At 52.5% G+C, this 19,600-nt stretch carries 15 protein-coding genes and 1 tRNA gene; 5 read left to right on the top strand and 11 right to left on the bottom strand.

The genetic code is table 11. The features are described 5' to 3' along the window. Positions 1-3: 3 nt before the first annotated feature. The 6 genes from yqjA to ACLD3P_RS16885 all read right to left on the bottom strand — a co-directional run bounded on the left by yqjA (position 4) and on the right by ACLD3P_RS16885 (position 6,281). Entirely contained in the window at positions 4-666 is a 663-nt protein-coding gene (yqjA, locus tag ACLD3P_RS16910; RefSeq protein ID WP_000422143.1) for a DedA family general envelope maintenance protein YqjA, read from the bottom strand. A 449-nt stretch (positions 667-1,115) separates the two neighbouring features. Beyond that, positions 1,116-2,360 (bottom strand): serine/threonine transporter SstT, encoded by a 1,245-nt coding sequence (sstT, locus tag ACLD3P_RS16905; RefSeq protein WP_000235363.1) that lies wholly within the window; start codon positions 2,358-2,360, stop codon positions 1,116-1,118. A 254-nt stretch (positions 2,361-2,614) separates the two neighbouring features. Further along, positions 2,615-3,583 (bottom strand): TerC family protein, encoded by a 969-nt coding sequence (locus ACLD3P_RS16900; protein WP_001098833.1) that lies wholly within the window; start codon positions 3,581-3,583, stop codon positions 2,615-2,617. Between the two features lie 269 nt (positions 3,584-3,852). Further along, positions 3,853-4,851, bottom strand: coding sequence for a Gfo/Idh/MocA family protein (locus ACLD3P_RS16895; protein ID WP_000617682.1), 999 nt, complete (start codon positions 4,849-4,851; stop codon positions 3,853-3,855). Positions 4,852-4,939: 88 nt separating this feature from the next. Beyond that, positions 4,940-5,632 carry a vancomycin high temperature exclusion protein gene (locus ACLD3P_RS16890; protein WP_000951045.1) on the bottom strand — a complete coding sequence of 231 codons (693 nt, stop codon included), beginning with the start codon at positions 5,630-5,632 and terminating at the stop codon, positions 4,940-4,942. Positions 5,633-5,783: 151 nt separating this feature from the next. Continuing rightward, complete coding sequence (locus tag ACLD3P_RS16885; RefSeq protein ID WP_000202969.1) at positions 5,784-6,281, bottom strand: M48 family metallopeptidase; 498 nt, start codon at positions 6,279-6,281, stop codon at positions 5,784-5,786. An 85-nt stretch (positions 6,282-6,366) separates the two neighbouring features. Here ACLD3P_RS16885 and rlmG point away from each other — a divergent pair, with 85 nt between their 5' ends. Then, positions 6,367-7,503: a 23S rRNA (guanine(1835)-N(2))-methyltransferase RlmG gene (gene rlmG, locus ACLD3P_RS16880; protein ID WP_411006610.1), complete on the top strand. Its 1,137-nt coding sequence runs from the start codon at positions 6,367-6,369 to the stop codon at positions 7,501-7,503. Positions 7,504-7,583: 80 nt separating this feature from the next. Here rlmG and ACLD3P_RS16875 read toward each other — a convergent pair whose 3' ends face one another. Together ACLD3P_RS16875 and ygjG are read right to left on the bottom strand one after the other, a co-directional pair. After that, the gene (locus ACLD3P_RS16875) at positions 7,584-9,602 is read right to left on the bottom strand and encodes an FAD-dependent oxidoreductase (protein ID WP_411006609.1); all 2,019 of its coding nucleotides are present in this window, start codon (positions 9,600-9,602) and stop codon (positions 7,584-7,586) included. A 170-nt stretch (positions 9,603-9,772) separates the two neighbouring features. Continuing rightward, positions 9,773-11,152, bottom strand: coding sequence for a putrescine aminotransferase (gene ygjG / locus ACLD3P_RS16870; protein ID WP_001576371.1), 1,380 nt, complete (start codon positions 11,150-11,152; stop codon positions 9,773-9,775). A 429-nt stretch (positions 11,153-11,581) separates the two neighbouring features. Between ygjG and ACLD3P_RS16865 the strand changes: the two genes are divergently transcribed. After that, a complete protein-coding gene (locus tag ACLD3P_RS16865) occupies positions 11,582-13,102 on the top strand; it encodes a PAS domain-containing methyl-accepting chemotaxis protein (protein WP_001582503.1) in 1,521 nt (506 codons plus the stop codon). A gap of 386 nt (positions 13,103-13,488) precedes the next feature. Further along, positions 13,489-15,054 (top strand): methyl-accepting chemotaxis protein, encoded by a 1,566-nt coding sequence (locus ACLD3P_RS16860; RefSeq protein WP_000478471.1) that lies wholly within the window; start codon positions 13,489-13,491, stop codon positions 15,052-15,054. Here the strand turns inward: ACLD3P_RS16860 and ACLD3P_RS16855 are convergent. Then, on the bottom strand, positions 15,051-15,698 hold the full coding sequence (locus tag ACLD3P_RS16855; RefSeq protein ID WP_000983434.1) for a PadR family transcriptional regulator: 648 nt from the start codon (positions 15,696-15,698) through the stop codon (positions 15,051-15,053). The genes ACLD3P_RS16860 and ACLD3P_RS16855 overlap by 4 nt on opposite strands. A 231-nt stretch (positions 15,699-15,929) precedes the next feature. Between ACLD3P_RS16855 and ACLD3P_RS16850 the strand changes: the two genes are divergently transcribed. Continuing rightward, positions 15,930-16,697, top strand: a complete 768-nt coding sequence (locus ACLD3P_RS16850) for a siderophore-interacting protein (RefSeq protein WP_023233420.1) — start codon at positions 15,930-15,932, stop codon at positions 16,695-16,697. A 78-nt stretch (positions 16,698-16,775) separates the two neighbouring features. On the opposite strand, the gene ACLD3P_RS16845 is transcribed toward ACLD3P_RS16850, so the two are convergent. Beyond that, positions 16,776-16,851 (bottom strand) — tRNA-Ile (locus tag ACLD3P_RS16845). A 125-nt stretch (positions 16,852-16,976) separates the two neighbouring features. On the opposite strand from ACLD3P_RS16845, the gene mug reads away from it, so the two are divergent. Next, positions 16,977-17,483: a G/U mismatch-specific DNA glycosylase gene (mug, locus tag ACLD3P_RS16840; RefSeq protein WP_000237776.1), complete on the top strand. Its 507-nt coding sequence runs from the start codon at positions 16,977-16,979 to the stop codon at positions 17,481-17,483. Positions 17,484-17,606: 123 nt separating this feature from the next. On the opposite strand, the gene rpoD is transcribed toward mug, so the two are convergent. Further along, positions 17,607-19,589 carry an RNA polymerase sigma factor RpoD gene (gene rpoD, locus ACLD3P_RS16835; protein WP_001120159.1) on the bottom strand — a complete coding sequence of 661 codons (1,983 nt, stop codon included), beginning with the start codon at positions 19,587-19,589 and terminating at the stop codon, positions 17,607-17,609. Between the last annotated feature and the right edge of the window lie 11 nt (positions 19,590-19,600).

Raw genomic sequence — 19,600 nt, 5'->3', positions numbered from 1 at the left:
AAGTTATCCCCGGCTCCCATACTTCTTTTTCCACAGCATGACCAGTGAACCCGCCAGGCCAAAAAAGAGCAGCACTACGGGCAGCAGCATCAGGCATGACATTAACTGATCTTCATACTTCATAAAGACGGGCGTTTTGCCCAGCAGATAGCCCAGCGACGTCAGGATAAGCACCCACAACAAGCCGCTCATCCAGTTGAAAAACTGAAAGCGCGCGTTATTCAGGCCGGATATGCCGGCAATGGTGGGCAGCAGCGTTCTGACAAACGCGATAAAACGGCCTATCAATAATGCCGACAGGCCGTGTTTATGGAAAAGGTGATGGGCGCGTTGGTGATAATGTGCGGGGAGATGAGAGAGCCAGTTTTGCACGGTGCGGGTATTCCCCAGCCAGCGGCCCTGAATATAGCTCACCCAGCAACCCAGGCTGGCCGCGACGGTAAGCAGCAAAATGGTTTGTGGATAACCCATCGCGCCTTTGGCGATCAGCACGCCGACCAGGATCAACAGGCTGTCGCCAGGCAAAAAGGCGGCAGGGAGCAGCCCATTTTCCAGAAACAAAATCATAAATAACACAAAATATAACATGCCAATCATGGAAGGATTGGCCAGTGTTTCAAAGTCCTGAGCCCACAGGGCATTCAGCAATTGAGTCAGTAGTTCCATTCAGTATTCCTGGAGAATCGGTTAACGTCACGCCGGTGATCTGAGGTTTGCACTGCCGCAACAGAGTTGGAGTTTTTATCAGCGTTGCGGAAACGGCAAATTCGCGGCCTGAACTATTCCTTGTTAAGTTGTGAAGTAAGCAAGCACTAACACACAAAAATTCAAAATGCATCTAATTGTAACAAAGGTCAACGAAGTCCGTTATAGAAATTACGCGTCGTTGAGCTTTGATTTTGCTTATCGCAAGGGAGGGTGGCGAGAGGATTTACACAGGCTGACACTTTATACTTTACGCTGACCGAGCGCCGCGGCAGACGCCATCTATATATAACGTTACGCGAGGATGTTGCGTGTGGATATAAATTCGCTTTACGTCACAGCCTACGGATTGGGAGATTCAGATCTATCGTTACGCCGGATGGCATACGCCATCCGGCATCAATAATCACTTAGCTACGCAAGGCGTTATTCGCCAGACGTTCGTCCTCTGCCTGGCAGGCTGCCGCAGTGAACAGAACATCGGTAGATGAGTTCAGCGCCGTTTCACACGAATCCTGCAATACGCCGATAATAAAGCCGACCGCTACTACCTGCATCGCGATATCGTTCGGGATGCCAAACATGTTGCACGCCAGCGGGATCAGCAGCAATGAACCGCCTGCCACGCCGGAGGCGCCGCAAGCACACAGCGAGGCCACCACGCTCAGCAGCAGCGCTGTAGGCAGATCCACCGGGACGCCTAACGTATGAACTGCCGCCAACGTCAGAACCGTAATGGTAATTGCCGCGCCGGCCATATTGATGGTGGCGCCCAGCGGAATGGAAACGGAGTAAGTATCCCTGTCCAGATTCAGTTTTTCGCACAGCGCCATATTCACTGGAATATTGGCGGCAGAGCTGCGGGTAAAGAAGGCATAAACGCCGCTTTCACGCAGGCAGGCGAACACCAGCGGATAAGGGTTGCGACGAATTTTCCAGAATACCAACAGCGGGTTGACCACCAGCGCGACCAGCAGCATACAGCCAATCAAGACGACCAGCAGGTGCGCATAGCCCCACAGGGTGGAGAAGCCGGTGGTTGCAAGCGTTGATGAAACCAGACCAAAAATACCGACTGGCGCGAAACGGATCACCAGTTTCACCATAAAGGTCACGGCGTTAGACATATCGTTCACGAGGTTTTTGGTGGTTTCATTGCCATGACGCAGGGCAAATCCCAGACCGACGGCCCACACCAGAATCCCGATATAGTTAGCGTTCAGCAGCGCGTCGATGGGGTTCGACACCATGCTCATCAGCAGACCGCGCAGGACTTCTACAATGCCGGACGGCGGCACGATATCCTGGGCGCTACTGGACAGATGCAGCGTTGAAGGGAAGGCGAAGCTGAACACAACGGCCGCCAGCGCGGCTGAAAAGGTGCCTAGCAGGTAAAGAAAGAGAATAGGGCGAATATTGGTTTTTTGACCGTGCTGGTGGTTGGCGATCGAGGCCATGACCAGCATCAGCACCAGAACGGGGGCGACCGCTTTTAAGGCGCCGACGAACAGGGTGCCAAGCAAGCCAACCGCTTCTGCCGCAGGCTTAGAAATCCATGCCAGTAAAATCCCCAGTACCAGACCCACTAAAATTTGTTTAACCAGACTGCCTTGCGCTAAACGCTGCAGTAGCCCTGATGCTCGTTGCGTAGCCATTTCATGTTCCTTGTATTGTGTTGCTGGTCATCCCCTGCACGCTCTTACGGCGCATCTTTCAGGATGTAACAAAGTGTTTGCCTGGTTGAGTATAAGGAAAGTTGAAGGTTCGGGAAGCGAAATATCCTGGATTTTTTGCTGTGATCATGTTTTATAACTTTATATTAACAGTATTGTGACATGTTAAACAAAAACGCCCGGCAGGTGTGCGCTGCCGGGCGTTTTTGACGGGGCAGGTTTACCCCGATAAAAGATTATTGCGCTCGTAGTTTCTTATCGCGCTGATGGTTAACCCAGGCGTTAATCACCAGCGTAATGGTCAGAATGCCAAACACTACGCCCAGCGAAATCGCGATAGGAATATGGTAGAAGTCGACGATCAGCATCTTAATGCCGATAAAGACCAGAATGACCGCCAGACCATATTTCAGCATCGAGAAACGTTCCGCCACGCCGGACAGCAGGAAGTACATCGCGCGCAGTCCTAAGATGGCAAACAGGTTAGAGGTCAGTACGATGAACGGGTCGGTGGTGACCGCAAAGATCGCCGGAATACTGTCAACGGCGAAGATCACATCGCTGAACTCAACCATAATCAGCACCAGCAGCAGCGGCGTGGCATACAGCAGGCCGTTTTTACGTACGAAAAAGTGCTCGTTCTCGATCGTATCGGTCATGCGCAGATGCCCGCGCAGCCAACGCACCATCGGTTTTTCGCCAATGCCGGATTCGTCTTCCTTCGCCAGCGCCATTTTTACGCCGGTAAACAGCAGGAAGGCACCGAACACATACAGCAGCCATTCGAACTGAGTGATAAGCCAGGTACCGGCGAAAATCATGATAGTACGCAACACGATCGCGCCAAGAACCCCATACACCAGCACCCGGCGTTGCAGAGCCGGAGGGACGGAGAAATAGCTAAACAGCATCAGCCAGACAAAGACGTTATCTACGGCCAGCGACTTTTCAATCAGATAGCCGGTAAGGAACGCCAATGCCTGCGGGTCAGCAACTTCGCGCCCTTGCGTTTCAGCCAGATACCACCAGAAAGCAGCGTTAAACAGTAGCGAGAGCGTTACCCACAGGATTGACCATCCTGCTGCTTGTTTCATCGACATCGCATGTGCGCCACGGCGTCCCTGCAACAACAGGTCGATGGATAGCATTATCACCACAACAACCGCGAATCCACCCCATAATAATGGCGTACCAACAGTATTCATTATTTCTCCCTATGCAAAAAAAAACGGCTAACGCCGAATGGCATTAGCCGCTGCTTTTATGCATAGACCTTGCCATTCGGCAAGGTCTCACTTACAACAATAAAGGAATACGCTGACGCATTCCTTTATGGCTGCCCGGTGACCGGATGTGGTTTTGCACACATCGTAATGACGATCGACCGGCAATGAAGTTACTCCCCTTTGCGCGTAACAAAGTATGACAGGCCACGCGTAGAGTCAATGACCTGTAACATATAATTTACATAATTTTACGCAGTAAGGGGATGAGTCAGATCGTCCGCCGGGAAGATGACCCCGGTTTGACGGCGTATTTCTGTCAGCCATTTTGCCGTGGCGCGACTTAGCGACAACCCCGGATGTTCCACGGCGTGGTTTTCAATAAGCTGGGCAAACGCCCCGGCTTCATACAGCATGGTATTAATATGCTGAGGCTGGGTCAGATCCTGCATCAGCGCGCCGCGCGGCGCAAAACACACTTTCTGGCATTCCGACAGCTTTTCAATGACCAGCGATCCCCTCTCGCCCTGAATTTCACTGGCCAGTACCGAGTCGCTGACTTTGGAATGCTGTAGCGTGACGCTAAAATCGCCGTAATCCATAACCACGACGCCGTGCGCATCTACTCCGCTTTCCAACAAATTCGCTGACGCCTGAACGCTGCGCGGCTCGCCCCATAGCGCGATCGCCGACGCCAGACAGTAATACCCGATATCCATAATCGAACCATTGGAGAAGGCCGGATTAAACGTATTCGGATTTTCACCGTTCAGATAGCGCTGATAACGTGAAGAGTACTGGCAGTAATTTAGGAATGCTTTATGCATTCTGCCGATTTTCGGCAACGATTCCCGCAGCAGCAGGAAATTGGGCAGGCAGGCGGTTTTAAAGGCTTCAAACAGTACCCGCTGGTTATCGCGCGCGCAGGCGATAGCGGCATCAACCTCCGCCAGGTTAGAAGCCAGCGGCTTTTCGCACATGACATGCTTTTTATGCTGCAAAAAGCGCTGCGTCTGGGAGAAATGCAGGGAGTTCGGGCTGGCGATATAAACCGCCTCAATCGCGTCGCTTTGCGCCATCGCTTCCAGCGAGGTAAACAGATGCTCGACGGGATAATCATTTGCGAAAGACTGCGCCTGTTCAAGACTACGGGAGTAAACGGCGGCGAGCCTGAATTTGCCGGTTTCATGGGCGGCGTCGACAAACTGGCGCGTGATCCAGTTAGTCCCAATTACAGCGAAACGTATCATAAACGTCAGCGGACTCCAGAAAGGGATTTTTTGTCAATGTAGCACGCCTTTCCGCCCTTGCCAGTGCGCTGCGACGCACTCTGTCATTTTACTGGCGAGAAGGGCACCCGTGTGCGCTATCAGCCCCAATAGTGACACCAGCGCCCAGATATTTAGGCTGACGGTGCAAAATTTTGGCATCCAGCACCGCGCTAACCCGCGCCAGCTTTTCCCGAAGTCGTGTGTAGGTTCCGTGCCTTTTATTCAGATCCGGCGCGTTAACGCCGATAGCGTCTATGCCATATTGTTGCGCTAGCCAGATCGCCCGTTGATTATGAAATGCTTGCGAGATAATCGTAATGCGGCTTTCGCCAAACACTTTCCGGGCGCGAACCACGGAGTCCAGCGTGGAGAATCCGGCATAATCACAAAAAATGGCCGCCTCCGGTACACCTTTCGCTATCAGCGCCTGCTGCATCGCCGAAGGTTCATCGTACTCTTTTTTGCCATTATCGCCGCTGACTAACAGCCACTTCACTTTACCGGCGTGATACAACGCGGCGGCAGTATTAATCCGCCGGGTAAAATACCGATTGCCGGGTTTGGCGCCTAACACCAGCCCGACGTTGCGGGCGGGAACGGTCTGAATGTCATTCCATGTCAGATGCTGTGAGGCGTTGACGATAAGCCAGTTAGAATAGAAAAGCGCGACGCCTGCCGCGACAAGCAGAAAGCACGCCACTGTTAACGCCCGGCGTGTAAAACAGAGGCGGCGGATAAAACGGGCACATTGTGAGAGCATGGTCGTTGCGCGGTTCCGTTGGCGGTGGATAAAAAATACCCTCTACAGATCGTCATCCTTGACGTGGCGGCAGGCAATGAGCGAAATGTGAACGCGTCGATTTTATGCCCACGCCGTTAAAAAGATACGGGGGAAGGGGCATTTTCAGAATTTATTGTGCCGACAGCGCCTGATGCGTCAGCCACAGGCGCGTATCAAACTCCAGTTGATGGTACTGCGGCTCCATATGGCAGCAGAGCTGATAAAACGCTTTGTTATGATCTTTCTCTTTCAGGTGCGCCAGCTCGTGAACCACAATCATCCGTAAGAATGGCTCCGGGGCGTTGCGAAACACGGTGGCGACGCGGATCTCCGCCTTTGCCTTGAGCTTGCCGCCCTGAACGCGCGAGACAGCGGTATGCAGTCCCAGCGCATTTTTCAGCACATGGATCTTGCTGTCATACATCACTTTATTGATGGGCGGCGCATTGCGCAGAAACTGACTTTTCAGTTCCTGAGTATAGTGATATAGCGCTTTGTCAGTGGCGTAATCATGCGCGCCGGGATAACGTTTTTCCAGCACCGCTCCCAGGCGCTGCTCGGCGATTAAGGTGCGCACCTGGGCAAGGAGATGTTCCGGATACCCCTGAAGGTAAGTTAGTGAGGTCATCAAAGCTCCATGTTGCTGATAAAAAGTGTATACTCACGCACCCTTTTCAGGGATAACGCCGCAATTTTACCATTCAGGAGGCCTAATGAGCCACGTAGACGACGGTTTCCGTTCACTGACGCTGAAACGTTTTCCGCAAACGGATGATGTTAACCCGCTTCTGGCGTGGGAGGCGGCCGATGAGTATCTGCTGCAACAGTTGGATGAGACGGAAATTCGCGGCCCGGTGCTGATCCTGAATGATACGTTTGGCGCGCTAAGCTGTGCGCTGGCGGAGCATTCGCCATACAGTATTGGCGATTCATATTTAAGCGAACTGGGTACGCGAGAGAATTTACGCCATAACGGCATCGCGGAGTCCAGCGTAACGTTTCTCGACAGTACCGCTGACTACCCGCAGGCGCCAGGCGTGGTATTGATTAAGGTACCGAAAACACTGGCGTTGCTGGAACAGCAGTTACGCGCTTTGCGTAAGGTCGTTACGGCGCAAACGCATATTATCGCCGGCGCGAAAGCGCGTGATATTCATACCTCTACGCTGGAACTGTTTGAAAAAGTGCTGGGCCCAACCACGACGACGCTGGCGTGGAAGAAAGCGCGCCTGATTAACTGTACCTTCAGTCATCCGCAACTGGCCGACGCGCCGCAAACGCTAAGCTGGAAACTGGAAGATACAGGCTGGACGATTCACAACCACGCGAATGTGTTTTCTCGTACCGGATTGGATATCGGCGCGCGCTTCTTTATGCAGCATTTGCCGGAAAACCTCGACGGGGAGATTGTCGATCTCGGCTGCGGCAATGGGGTGATTGGCCTGAGCTTACTGGCGAAAAATCCGCAGGCGAACGTGGTATTTGTCGATGAATCGCCGATGGCGGTAGATTCCAGCCGTTTGAATGTAGAAACGAACCTGCCGGAAGCGTTCGAACGCTGCGAATTTATGATCAACAATGCGCTCTCCGGCGTGGAGCCGTTCCGTTTTAACGCTGTATTCTGCAACCCGCCGTTCCACCAGAAACATGCGCTGACGGATAATATCGCCTGGGAGATGTTCCATCACGCCCGCCGCTGCCTGAAAATCAACGGCGAACTGTATATTGTGGCGAACCGCCATCTGGACTATTTCCACAAGCTGAAGAAGATTTTCGGTAATTGCGCGACGATAGCAACCAACAATAAATTTGTTATTTTGAAAGCGGTGAAGCAGGGACGCCGTCGATAAGGCGCTCAAGCGTCATACCGGCCTATAAAACCGGTATGACGACGTAAGCCCGATAAGCGCAGCACCATCAGGTAAAGTCGTTAAATCTCCAGCGCCAGTCGGGTGCCCTGGGCAATCGCCCGTCGGGCATCCAGCTCCATCGCGACATCGCATCCGCCGATAAGATGTACCGTTTTACCTGCGGCGCGTAACGGGTCCGCCAGTTCACGGCGGGGTTCTTGTCCGGCGCAGATCACCACATGATCCACTTCCAGCAACTGCGGTTCGCCGCCGATCAAAAGATGTAATCCGTCGTCGTCGATCTTCTGGTAACTGACTGCCGGGATCATCTTCACGCCGCGCGCCAGTAACGTCGCGCGATGGATCCAGCCGGTGGTTTTACCTAATCCTTCGCCCGGCTTGCTGGCTTTACGTTGCAGCATGACGATTTGCCGTGGACTACGTGCCAGGCGCGGGCCTTCCGGGCGCAGACCGCCTGCCTGTTGCAGGCTGGTATCAATTCCCCATTCCGTACAAAATTCAGCAATATTTTGGCTGGTGGATTCGCCGTGCTGGCTCAGATACATGGCCGTGTCAAAACCGATCCCGCCGCAGCCGATGATCGCCACTCGTTTACCAACCGGCGCCTTATCGCGCAATACCTCCAGGTAGGTCAATGCTTTTGGATGATCAATACCGTCTATCGGCGGGCGGCGCGGTACTATTCCGCAGGCGAGGATCGCTTCGTCAAACGGCTGAAGATCCTCTGCGTTCACCTGTTGGTTCAGTTTCAGCGTAACGCCAGTAATATCGATCATTCGACGGTAGTAGCGCAGCGTTTCGTAAAACTCCTCTTTACCCGGGATCTGCCTGGCGATAGTGAACTGACCGCCAATTTCACTCTGGGCGTCAAACAGCGTGACATGATGGCCGCGCGACGCGGCGTTAATCGCGAAAGCCAGCCCCGCCGGGCCTGCGCCGACAACGGCCAGATTCTTTTTGCGTATGGCCGGCGTTATCGGCATGTGGGTTTCGTGACAGGCGCGTGGGTTCACCAGACAGGAGGTCACTTTGCCGATGAAGATCCGATCCAGACAGGCCTGATTACAGCCGATACAGGTGTTGATCTCATCTGCGCGTCCGGATTGCGCTTTAGTCAGGAATTCGGCATCGGCAAGGAAGGGACGCGCCATCGACACCATATCGGCATCGCCGCGCGTCAGGATCGTCTCGGCGACCTGCGGATCGTTAATGCGATTGGTCGCGATCAGCGGAACCGACACATGACCTTTGAGTTTCCGCGTCACCCAGCTAAAGGCGCCACGCGGTACTGGCGTGGCGATGGTCGGGATTCGCGCCTCATGCCAGCCAATGCCGGTATTAATTAGGCTTGCGCCTGCGGCTTCAATGGCTTGCGCCAGTTGTACCGTTTCGTCGAACGTGCCGCCATTTTCCACCAGATCGAGCATCGACAGGCGATAGATAATAATAAAGTCGTTCCCTACCCGCTGGCGTACCGCGCGTACTACCTCAACCGCGAAGCGCATACGGCTGGCATAGTCGCCGCCCCATTCGTCATCGCGATGGTTAGTTCGCCGGGTGAGAAATTCATTAATCAGATAGCCCTCTGATCCCATCACCTCTACGCCGTCGTAACCTGCTTCCCGCGCCAGTTGCGCGCAATGCGCGAAGCCGTCGATTAACTGCAAGATTTCATCATGCGTCAGTTCATGCGGCATAAAGCGGTTGATTGGCGCCTGAATTGCCGACGGCGCGACCAGGTGCGGCTGATAGCTGTAACGTCCGGTGTGCAGAATTTGCAGCGCGATTTTACCGCCTTGCGCATGTACGGCATCGGTCACCACGCGGTGAGGCGTTAATTGGCTGGCATCGTTCAGCATCGCGCCGCCGGTCATCACGACCCCGGAGGGAACGGGCGCAATACCGCCGGTGACGATTAACGCTACGCCGTGTCGCGCGCGCTCGGCATAAAATGCCGCCAGGCGCTCAGCGCCATCAGGATGTTCTTCCAGACCCGTGTGCATCGATCCCATCAGCACACGGTTTCTGAGAGTAGTAAAGCCCAGATCGAGCGGGGCGAACAGCGACGGGTAGCTCATAAGCGTATCCAGTATGTAAAATTATTGTTATGTGGTCGGATGAGTTACTAATGTAGCCGTCGCGAGGTAAAAGGGAAAAGGGGAATGTGGTGATTGTGATGGGATTCAAAAAAGAGGCCGCGACCCGGGGAAAACAGGCCGGATAAGCACAGCGCCATCCGGCATCGTTTTTAAACCTCTTCAACGCTCACCTGCATCGCCGCCAACGCATTACGCGCTGATTTCAATACCTGTTCGCACAGTTCAATGGTTAGCGTGAGCGGTGGCTCGATACGAATTGTTTTCGCATTATTCAGCGTACCAGCGACCAGCACGCGTTGACGGAACATCTCACTGGCAAAACGGTAGCCCGTTTCGTTATCGACAAATTCAATGGCTATCAACATACCTTTGCCGCGTGCATCGTGTACCAGATTGGGATATTCACGCGCAAGTTGTCGAAAACCATCCAGGAGCGTATCGCCTTTTTGTTCCGCCTGGGCCGGGAGGTTTTGCTCCAGCAGGACGTTAATGGTCGCCAGCGCGGCAGCACAAGCCAGCGGATTACCGCCAAAAGTGGTGGTATGCAGGAAGGGGTTGTCGAACAGAACCGAAAACACCTCTTCAGTCGCGATGGTGGCGCCAATCGGCATCACGCCGCCGCCCAAGGCTTTCGCCAGACACAGAATATCAGGCTGCACATTTTCGTGCTCACAGGCAAACATCTTGCCGGTACGCCCCATGCCGGTTTGTACTTCATCCAGAATCATCAGCGCGCCGAATTCGTCACAGAGCTTACGTACCTCTGTCAGGTATCCCTGCGGCGGCAGGATCACGCCGCCTTCACCCTGAATAGGCTCCAGAATCACGGCTGCTATCTCGTCGCCCGTTTTTTTGCCTTCGCTAAATGCCATGCTCATCGCGTCGATATTGCCAAACGGCACATGGCGGAAGCCCGGCAGTAAAGGCATAAAGGGTCTGCGGAAGGTGGATTTGGCCGTGGCGGAGAGCGCGCCCAATGATTTGCCATGAAATGCGCCGCTGGTGGCGATAAAGGTAAACTTGCCGCGCGGCGACTGATACGCTTTTGCCAGTTTTAGCGCCGCTTCGACGGATTCGGTGCCGCTGTTACAGAAAAAGCTGTATTTGAGTTTCCCCGGTGTCAGCGCCGCCAGCGTTTTTGCCAGCATCGCCCGCAAGGGATCAAGTAACTCCTGGCTGTGGAGAGGTTGTTTTGCGAGTTGATTCTGGACGGCGGATACCACAACAGGATTACGGTGCCCCACGTTAAAGATGCCAAACCCCCCAAGACAGTCGATAAACTCCTGCCCCTGGGTGTCGACAAGCGTATTCAAACTGCCCGCTTGCCACTCTACGGCTCCGTAATCCCCGCCGGCGGTAACAGATTTCCGGTATTCCAGAAATCCTGGGTTTACATGCTCTTTAAAGTAGTCAATGACCTCTCGGTTTAGTGCTTTCATTTCCTCATGGTTTAGCGTTCGCTTCTCGATGAGATTCAGTGCGTGCGCGCTACAGGCCAAAGCCGATGCGCTGGAAGGTAACCTGTTCAAAATGAGCTCCAGAGGGCCGTGTATCACATGATACTGAATTAAGTATTGCAGGGATTAGCGGGGGTCTAAGCCCATAGTGAAAATCGGGATAAACACCAGGAATAATCACATTTACACAACATTTAATGTCATGCGTTAACAATTGGATGCATTTTGAGCAGATCTTGTTTTACGGTTTACGGTGTGTTGCGGTAGCGGCGGCGTGAGAAAAAGGTGAGCCAGGGCAGATTTTAAAGAAAAAGGTTGTCTACGCTAAACAATTTCATAATGAAAATAAGGCGCAGGATGAGGTGAAAATCGTACAAATATTAAGGATTAATCGCAAATTGCGATCCAGAGCAATTTTAACAACTAAAGATAAATAGATTAGCGCCGAAATAACATCTGAGCGAAAAATTAACATCCAGATAACCTGCACAGGACGCTATCATGTCTTCTCATCCCTACGTCAGCCAGCTAAATACCCCGCTGGATGATGATACCACTCTGATGTCTACGACCGACCTGGAAAGCTATATCACTCACGCCAATGACACTTTTGTCCAGGTGAGCGGCTATCAGTTAAACGAGTTACTGGCGCAGCCACATAATCTGGTGCGTCATCCGGATATGCCGAAAGCTGCCTTCGCAGATATGTGGTACACCCTAAAACAGGGCGAACCGTGGAGCGGCATTGTGAAAAACCGGCGTAAAAACGGCGACCATTATTGGGTGCGGGCCAACGCGGTACCGATGATACGTGAAGGGCGTGTGACGGGATATATGTCGATCCGTACCCGCGCCACGGATGATGAGATTGCCGCCGTCGAGCCTTTATATCAGGCGCTAAATGAAGGGCGGTGTAGTAAACGTATTCATAAAGGCCTGGTGGTTCGTCAGGGTTTGCTGGGCAAACTGCCCGCTATGCCTGTTCGCTGGCGAGTGCGTAGCATTATGGGGCTAATGGCCGTAATGCTGGCGTTGGCGCTGTTCGGTACGGATGCGTCATGGCAGGCGTTGCTGTTGGGCGCGTTGGCGATGCTGGCAGGTACGGCGCTATTGGAATGGCAAATTGTGCGTCCCATTGAAAATGTGGCGACGCAGGCGCTGAAAGTGGCGACCGGCGAACGCAACAGCGTACAACATCTTAATCGTAGCGATGAGTTGGGGCTGACGCTGAGGGCCGTAGGGCAGCTTGGCTTGATGTGCCGCTGGCTGATCAATGACGTATCAAGTCAGGTTTCCAGCGTCAGAAACGGCAGTGAAAGGCTGGCGAAGGGTAATAATGATCTGAACGAACACACCCGTCAGACCGTGGAGAATGTTCAGGAAACGGTAACGACCATGAATCAGATGGCGGAGTCCGTGAAGCTCAACTCCGAGACGGCTTCCGCTGCGGATAAGCTTTCCATGGCGGCCAGTAGCGCGGCGACTCAGGGAGGTGAGGCGATGGATACGGTGATTAAAACGATGGATGATATCGCTCACAGTACGCAACGTATCGGGACGATCACCACGCTAATTAACGATATCGCTTTTCAGACGAATATCCTGGCGCTGAATGCGGCGGTAGAAGCGGCGAGAGCGGGCGAGCAGGGGAAAGGGTTTGCCGTGGTTGCTGGCGAGGTACGCCATCTTGCCAGCCGCAGCGCTAACGCGGCGAACGATATTCGTAAATTAATTGATGCCAGCGCAACAAAGGTGCAGTCAGGCTCCGAGCAGGTTCACGCCGCAGGCCGTACCATGGATGACATTGTAGCCCAGGTGCAAAATGTCACCCTGCTTATCGCACGTATCAGTCAGTCGACGCAGGAACAGACAGATGGGCTTTCCAGCCTGACTCGCGCCGTGGACGAGTTGAACCGCATAACCCAGAAAAATGCGGCGCTGGTGGAAGAAAGCGCACAAGTCTCCGCAATGGTAAAACACCGTGCCAGCCGGCTGGAGGATGCGGTCACGGTACTGCATTAAGTTTACTTGTAGGTAGCAACGGTAATGACATCCGCCCGGTAGCAACAAGCTTACCGGGCGGATGCGCTCTGATAGAAGGCGGTGCCTGCCATCATAGAGAGTATCAGTGGCCTGTGATGTTAAAAATAATGTGATATTTATTCCTTCTTCCTGCCTACCTATTAATAGGTATAAGCTCAGTTGATAAATAAGAAATGGTTAACCTTTTAGCGTATTTCTTTCATTATTAGTGCCAATTTATGTCACTTTTGGTTCATCTTTCTGTGAACAATAAATATTATTTACTAATAATGTTCCGAAATAAAAAGCGATCAATATCATAAAGTTAGTAACATTATTGCCGATAAATCTTCCTGTATGAGGATATGCAATCCCAGGGAGAAAATATGTTTTTGCATAACATTAAAATACGTTCAAAATTATTTATGGCCTTTGGCTTATTCATTGTTCTCATGGTGGTCAGTTCCGCTCTGTCTTTGTTTAGCCTTGATCGGGCTAATACGGGTATGCAGAACATTATTACCAATGATTATCCCACCACGGTGAAAGCCAATCTGTTAATCGATAATTTTAATGATTTCATCATCGCGCAGCAGCTCATGCTACTGGATGAGGAGGGGCGCTGGAGCCAGAGTTCGCAGAAAGAGCTGGATGAAATAAGCCAGCGTATTACGGCGCTACTGGATGAGCTTTCCAGCAATCGTCACGATGCGGCTTCGCAGAAAATCATTACCGAGATCCGTGAAGCGCGCCAGCAATACCTGGAGTCCAGATTCCGTATTTTGCAAGATATTCAAAGCCATAATCGTCAGGCGGCCATTCAGGAGATGATGACCAGAACGGTGCAGGTGCAAAAGGTCTATAAGGATAAAGTTCAGGAGCTTATCGCTGTTCAGGACGCGCAAATGCACAACGCGGGCGTGCAGGTCGAAGGAGATTTTAAAACTAACCGGACGCTGTTAATTACCCTGGCGCTGATAAGCATCGCCGCCGGATGCGTAATGGGATGGTATATCGTACGTTCCATTACCCGACCGCTTGATGACGCGGTACGCTTTGCCGAGGCGATTGCCGATGGCGATCTGACTCGTCATATCACCACCGATTATAAAGATGAAACAGGCGTACTACTGCAAGCGTTAATGGCGATGAAAACGCGTCTGCTGGATATCGTACAGGAAGTGCAAAACGGTTCGGAGAGTATCTCCACGGCGGCGGCGCAAATTGTCGCCGGTAACCAGGATTTGGCGGCGCGTACGGAAGAGCAGGCCAGCTCGGTTGAAGAAACGGCGGCGTCGATGGAACAGATTACCGCCACGGTTAAAAACACAGCCGATCATACCAGTGAAGCGACCAAACTCTCTGCCGGCGCCGCCAGCGTGGTGAAAAACAATGGAGAGATGATGAATCAAGTGACGCAGAAAATGCGCGTCATTAACGATACGGCAAATCGTATGTCAGATATCATCAATATCATTGATTCCATTGCCTTTCAGACCAATATCCTGGCGCTGAACGCGGCGGTTGAAGCGGCGCGCGCGGGCGAACATGGACGTGGTTTTGCCGTTGTCGCCGGAGAGGTTCGCCAGTTGGCGCAAAAGAGCGCCTCGTCAGCCAGTGAAATCCGTAATTTGATTGAAGATTCAACCAGTCAGACTCAGGAAGGGATGCACCTGGTGGAGAAAGCCAGCGCCCTGATTAATGGCATGGTGGATAACGTCGAAGAGATGGATGTGATATTACGCGAGATTGGGCAGGCCAGCCGTGAGCAAACTGACGGTATTTCGCAGATTAACAGCGCGATTGGCCTGATTGACGCCGCCACGCAACAAAACTCCTGCCTTGTGGAAGAGTCTGTTGCCGCCGCGGCGTCGCTGAACGAACAGGCGTTACATTTAAAAGAGCTGGTTAATGTGTTCCGCGTCCGCGAAGAGGACACGCAGCCCGCTTAATCCAGTTCGGCGATTTCCAGCGCCGCGCGATCAATCACGCCGATAATGCGTTTGATTTGCGCGTCGTTGATATCGCTGTGGTTTATCCGCAGATCCAGCACGGCCTTGAAGTTATCCAGCGCCCGCTTCATCTGCGGATTTTTACGTAACTCCATGCCCACACAACGGGCTTTTAGCCGCGCCTGAATATGCGTCAGGTGTTCGCGATTTTCATCAAGCCATTGCGCGCCGTTCGCGGTAATCGCGATTTTTTTCCGCCCGCCTTCTTCGTCGCTAATTGTGATAAATTGCTGATCCTGTAAAAAATCCAGCGTAGGGTAGATCACACCAGCGCTTGGCGTATAGCCGCCCCCCGTCAGGTTTTCTATCGCTTTAATCAGTTCATAGCCGTGGCTGGCGTCCCGGGTCAGGATATCAAGAATGACCAGCCGAAGTTCCCCGTGGCCAAAAAATCGCTGACGTCGACCACCGCCCTGTCCATGACGACCACAGCCGTGTCCGTGACGGTGTTCGCCGCCGCAACTGGCGTTCTCATGCTGATGCGCGCTATGGCAGCCTTCATGCTGATGTTCTCGATCTTTACAGCAGCCGTCGTGCTTATGATCCCGGTTTTTGCAACACCCTTCATGTTGATTTTGCATCATTGCCTCCTGCTTATTTAGATATATCTAATTTATATCTAAATGATGCTTTTTAGCAAGGGTAAAAGTGAGTGTTTCTATAAGCAATTAATTTATAAGTTTTTATTTTAAGGTTATAGTTAGCGACGTGTTGCCAGAACACTATCAAAAAACAGTTGCATTTTTACTGATTAACAATCATTATCATTTAAAACTTTAATTTAGATATATCGTATTACTTCACGAAGGCAAAAAATGACGACATCATCCGCACGCTATCCACAGCGTGTTCGTAATGAACTGCGTTTTCGCGAGCTAACCGTTCTGCGGGTAGAACGTATTAGCGCAGGATTTCAGCGGATCGTACTTGGCGGCGAGGCGCTGGACGGTTTCACCTCCCTGGGCTTTGACGATCACACGAAAGTTTTTTTCCCTGAGCCAGGCTGTCGCTTTACGCCCCCGACAGTCACTGAGGAAGGTATTATCTGGGGGGAGGGCGTTCGTCCGGTCTCCAGGGATTACACGCCGCTGTATGACGAGGCGCGTCGCGAGCTGGCGCTGGATTTCTTTATCCACGATGGCGGCGTAGCCAGCCGTTGGGCAATGGAAGCCCGTGAAGGTGATACACTGACGATCGGCGGGCCGCGCGGTTCGCTGGTGGTGCCGGAAGATTATGCCTGTCAGGTTTATGTCTGCGATGAGTCCGGTATGCCTGCGCTGCGTCGTCGTCTGGAATCGCTTAGCCGTCTGCCTGCGCGCCCTGCGGTAACCGCGTTGGTGAGCATTCAGGATGCCGAATATCGCGATTATCTCGCCCATTTGACGGATATTACTGTGGAATATGTTGTTGGCGGCGATGAACAGGCAATACAAACGCGCCTGTCGCAGCTGACAATACCAGAATCAGACTATTTCATCTGGATTACTGGCGAAGGCAAAACGGTAAAACGTTTAAGTCAGTGCTTTGAAAAGGGGTTTGATCCACACCTGGTACGTGCGGCAGCTTATTGGCATCGTAAATAGCGGTATGGGGCGACCCTGTCAGAAACAAAAAAGCCACTCTTTAGAGTGGCTTAATTATATGATTTTAAAGCTAAAATTTGGTGGCCCCTGCTGGACTTGAACCAGCGACCAAGCGATTATGAGTCGCCTGCTCTAACCACTGAGCTAAGGGGCCGTGGCGGTGGATTATAATGTAACTTTACGCTGTAATCCAGCCGTAACCGTGCGGGTGCTGTTTTTATAAACAATGTGTTTTCAACCCGTTATACTTAAAGTACGTTGTATTGCTCAGGAGTAATAATGGTTAAGGACATACTGGCGCCAGGGCTACGGGTGGTTTTTTGCGGCATCAATCCAGGACTCTCCTCGGCGAATACCGGCTTTCCGTTTGCGCATCCCGCGAATCGTTTTTGGAAAGTTATTCATTTGGCCGGTTTCACCGATCGACAGTTGAAACCGGAGGAGGCGGAAAAATTACTGGATTTTCGCTGCGGGGTAACAAAACTCGTCGATCGACCGACGGTACAAGCGACTGAGGTGAAGTTGCATGAATTACGTAGCGGCGGACGCAACCTGATTGAAAAAATAGAGGACTACCAGCCCGCAGCGCTGGCGGTGCTTGGTAAACAGGCTTTTGAACAGGGATTCAGCCAGCGTGGTATCGCCTGGGGTAAACAAAAGATCGCCATTGGCGCGACGATGGTGTGGGTGTTGCCGAATCCCAGCGGCTTAAACCGAATTAAAACGGAAAAACTGGTCGAGGCCTATCGCGAACTGGACCAAGCGCTCATTATGCGTGGGCTATAGCAATGGGGAATGAGGGCGCGAATACTCGCGCTGTGTAGAGATTCTGTAGGCCAAATAGGGCGCTTGCGCATGGCCTGATAAGAAAACGCCGCCTTGCGGCGGCGTTTATACGTGTGCGGCGAATTAATCGTCGAGGAAGCTGCGCAGCACTTCAGAACGGCTCGGGTGGCGCAGTTTACGCAGCGCCTTCGCTTCGATCTGACGGATACGTTCGCGGGTAACGTCGAACTGTTTACCCACTTCTTCCAGCGTGTGGTCGGTGTTCATATCGATACCGAAACGCATACGCAGCACTTTCGCTTCACGGGCGGTCAGGCCAGCCAGCACGTCGTGCGTGGCGGCACGCAGGCTCTCGGTAGTGGCAGAGTCCAGCGGCAGCTCGAGGGTGGTATCCTCGATGAAATCACCCAGATGCGAATCTTCATCGTCGCCGATCGGCGTTTCCATGGAGATAGGCTCTTTGGCGATTTTCAGCACTTTGCGGATCTTATCTTCCGGCATTAGCATGCGCTCGGCCAGCTCTTCCGGCGTTGGCTCGCGGCCCATCTCTTGCAGCATCTGGCGAGAAATACGGTTGAGCTTGTTGATGGTCTCAATCATATGCACCGGAATACGGATGGTGCGCGCCTGATCCGCGATAGAGCGGGTGATCGCCTGACGGATCCACCAGGTAGCGTAGGTGGAGAACTTGTAACCACGACGGTATTCGAACTTATCTACCGCTTTCATCAGACCGATGTTGCCTTCCTGAATCAGGTCAAGGAACTGCAAGCCACGGTTGGTGTATTTCTTAGCGATAGAAATAACCAGACGTAAGTTCGCTTCAACCATCTCTTTCTTCGCACGGCGGGCTTTCGCTTCCCCGATGGACATGCGACGGTTGATGTCTTTCACCTGTTCGATGGTCAGACCGGTTTCTTCTTCAATCTGCCGCAGTTTTTGCAGACAGCGTTGCACTTCTTCCGCGACATCGTGCAGTTTTTCCGACCACGGTTTGTTCATCGCGATAGCGGCGTTGAACCAGGTTTCGCTGGTTTCGTTACCGGTAAACAGCGTGATAAAGTTCTTCTTCGGCATTTTGCACTGCTCGACGCAGAGCTTCATGATCAGACGTTCCTGAGTACGCACGCGATCCATCATCACGCGCATACTGTTGACCAGATAGTCGAATTGCTTCGGTACCAGACGGAACTGTTTGAACACTTCAGACAGCTTCAGAATCTCTTCCTGCGCGGCAGCATGGCTGCGGCCTTTCGCTTTGATGGTGTCGCGCGTAACGACGTATTGCGCGCGCAGCTCAGCGAATTTTTCGCGTGCCAGTTCAGGATCAATGCTGTTGTCGTCATCGGCGGCGTCATCGTCGCCGTCTTCTTCATCTTCGTCTTCGTCATCATCCAGGTCTTCCTGGGAGAGTTCAGAACCGACGTGAGTTGCGGTCGGCGCCATCTCTTCTTCCGCGTTCGGATCGACAAAGCCGGTGATAAGATCGGACAAACGAGCCTCTTCAGCCTCAACGCGATCGTACTGTTCCAGCAGATAGGTAATGGCTTCCGGGTATTCGGCAACGGAGCATTGAACCTGGTTGATCCCGTCTTCGATACGTTTAGCGATGTCGATTTCGCCTTCCCGGGTCAACAGTTCAACAGTGCCCATTTCACGCATATACATGCGTACCGGGTCAGTCGTACGACCGATTTCAGACTCAACACTGGACAGAACTTGTGCAGCAGCTTCTTCCGCATCTTCATCGGTGCTGGTGGTATTTTCAGCCAGCAGCAGATCATCGGCATCAGGCGCTTCTTCCATTACCTGAATACCCATGTCGTTGATCATTTGGATGATATCTTCAATTTGATCTGAATCGACGATATCTTCCGGCAGATGGTCATTGACCTCAGCATAGGTCAGATAGCCTTGCTCCTTACCACGGGTGACAAGAAGTTTCAGCTGTGACTGCGGGTTTTGCTCCATAAGACGGTATCCACACTTATTCGTTTGATTGGTGTCGACGGTATAGCTGTCGACATTTAAAGCGAGGGCATACTTATATTTTGGCCGCTGCCTCTCACTGCGGCTGTCGGGGGCTTCCCGATCGATATGCGGCATTTAAGCCGTTA

This window comes from Salmonella sp. 741265073_HBA, from assembly GCF_046569105.1.
In the GTDB taxonomy this organism is placed as follows: domain Bacteria; phylum Pseudomonadota; class Gammaproteobacteria; order Enterobacterales; family Enterobacteriaceae; genus Salmonella; species Salmonella enterica.
Note: the sequence above shows the minus strand (reverse complement) of the source record. Positions and strands in the feature narration are given on the sequence as shown.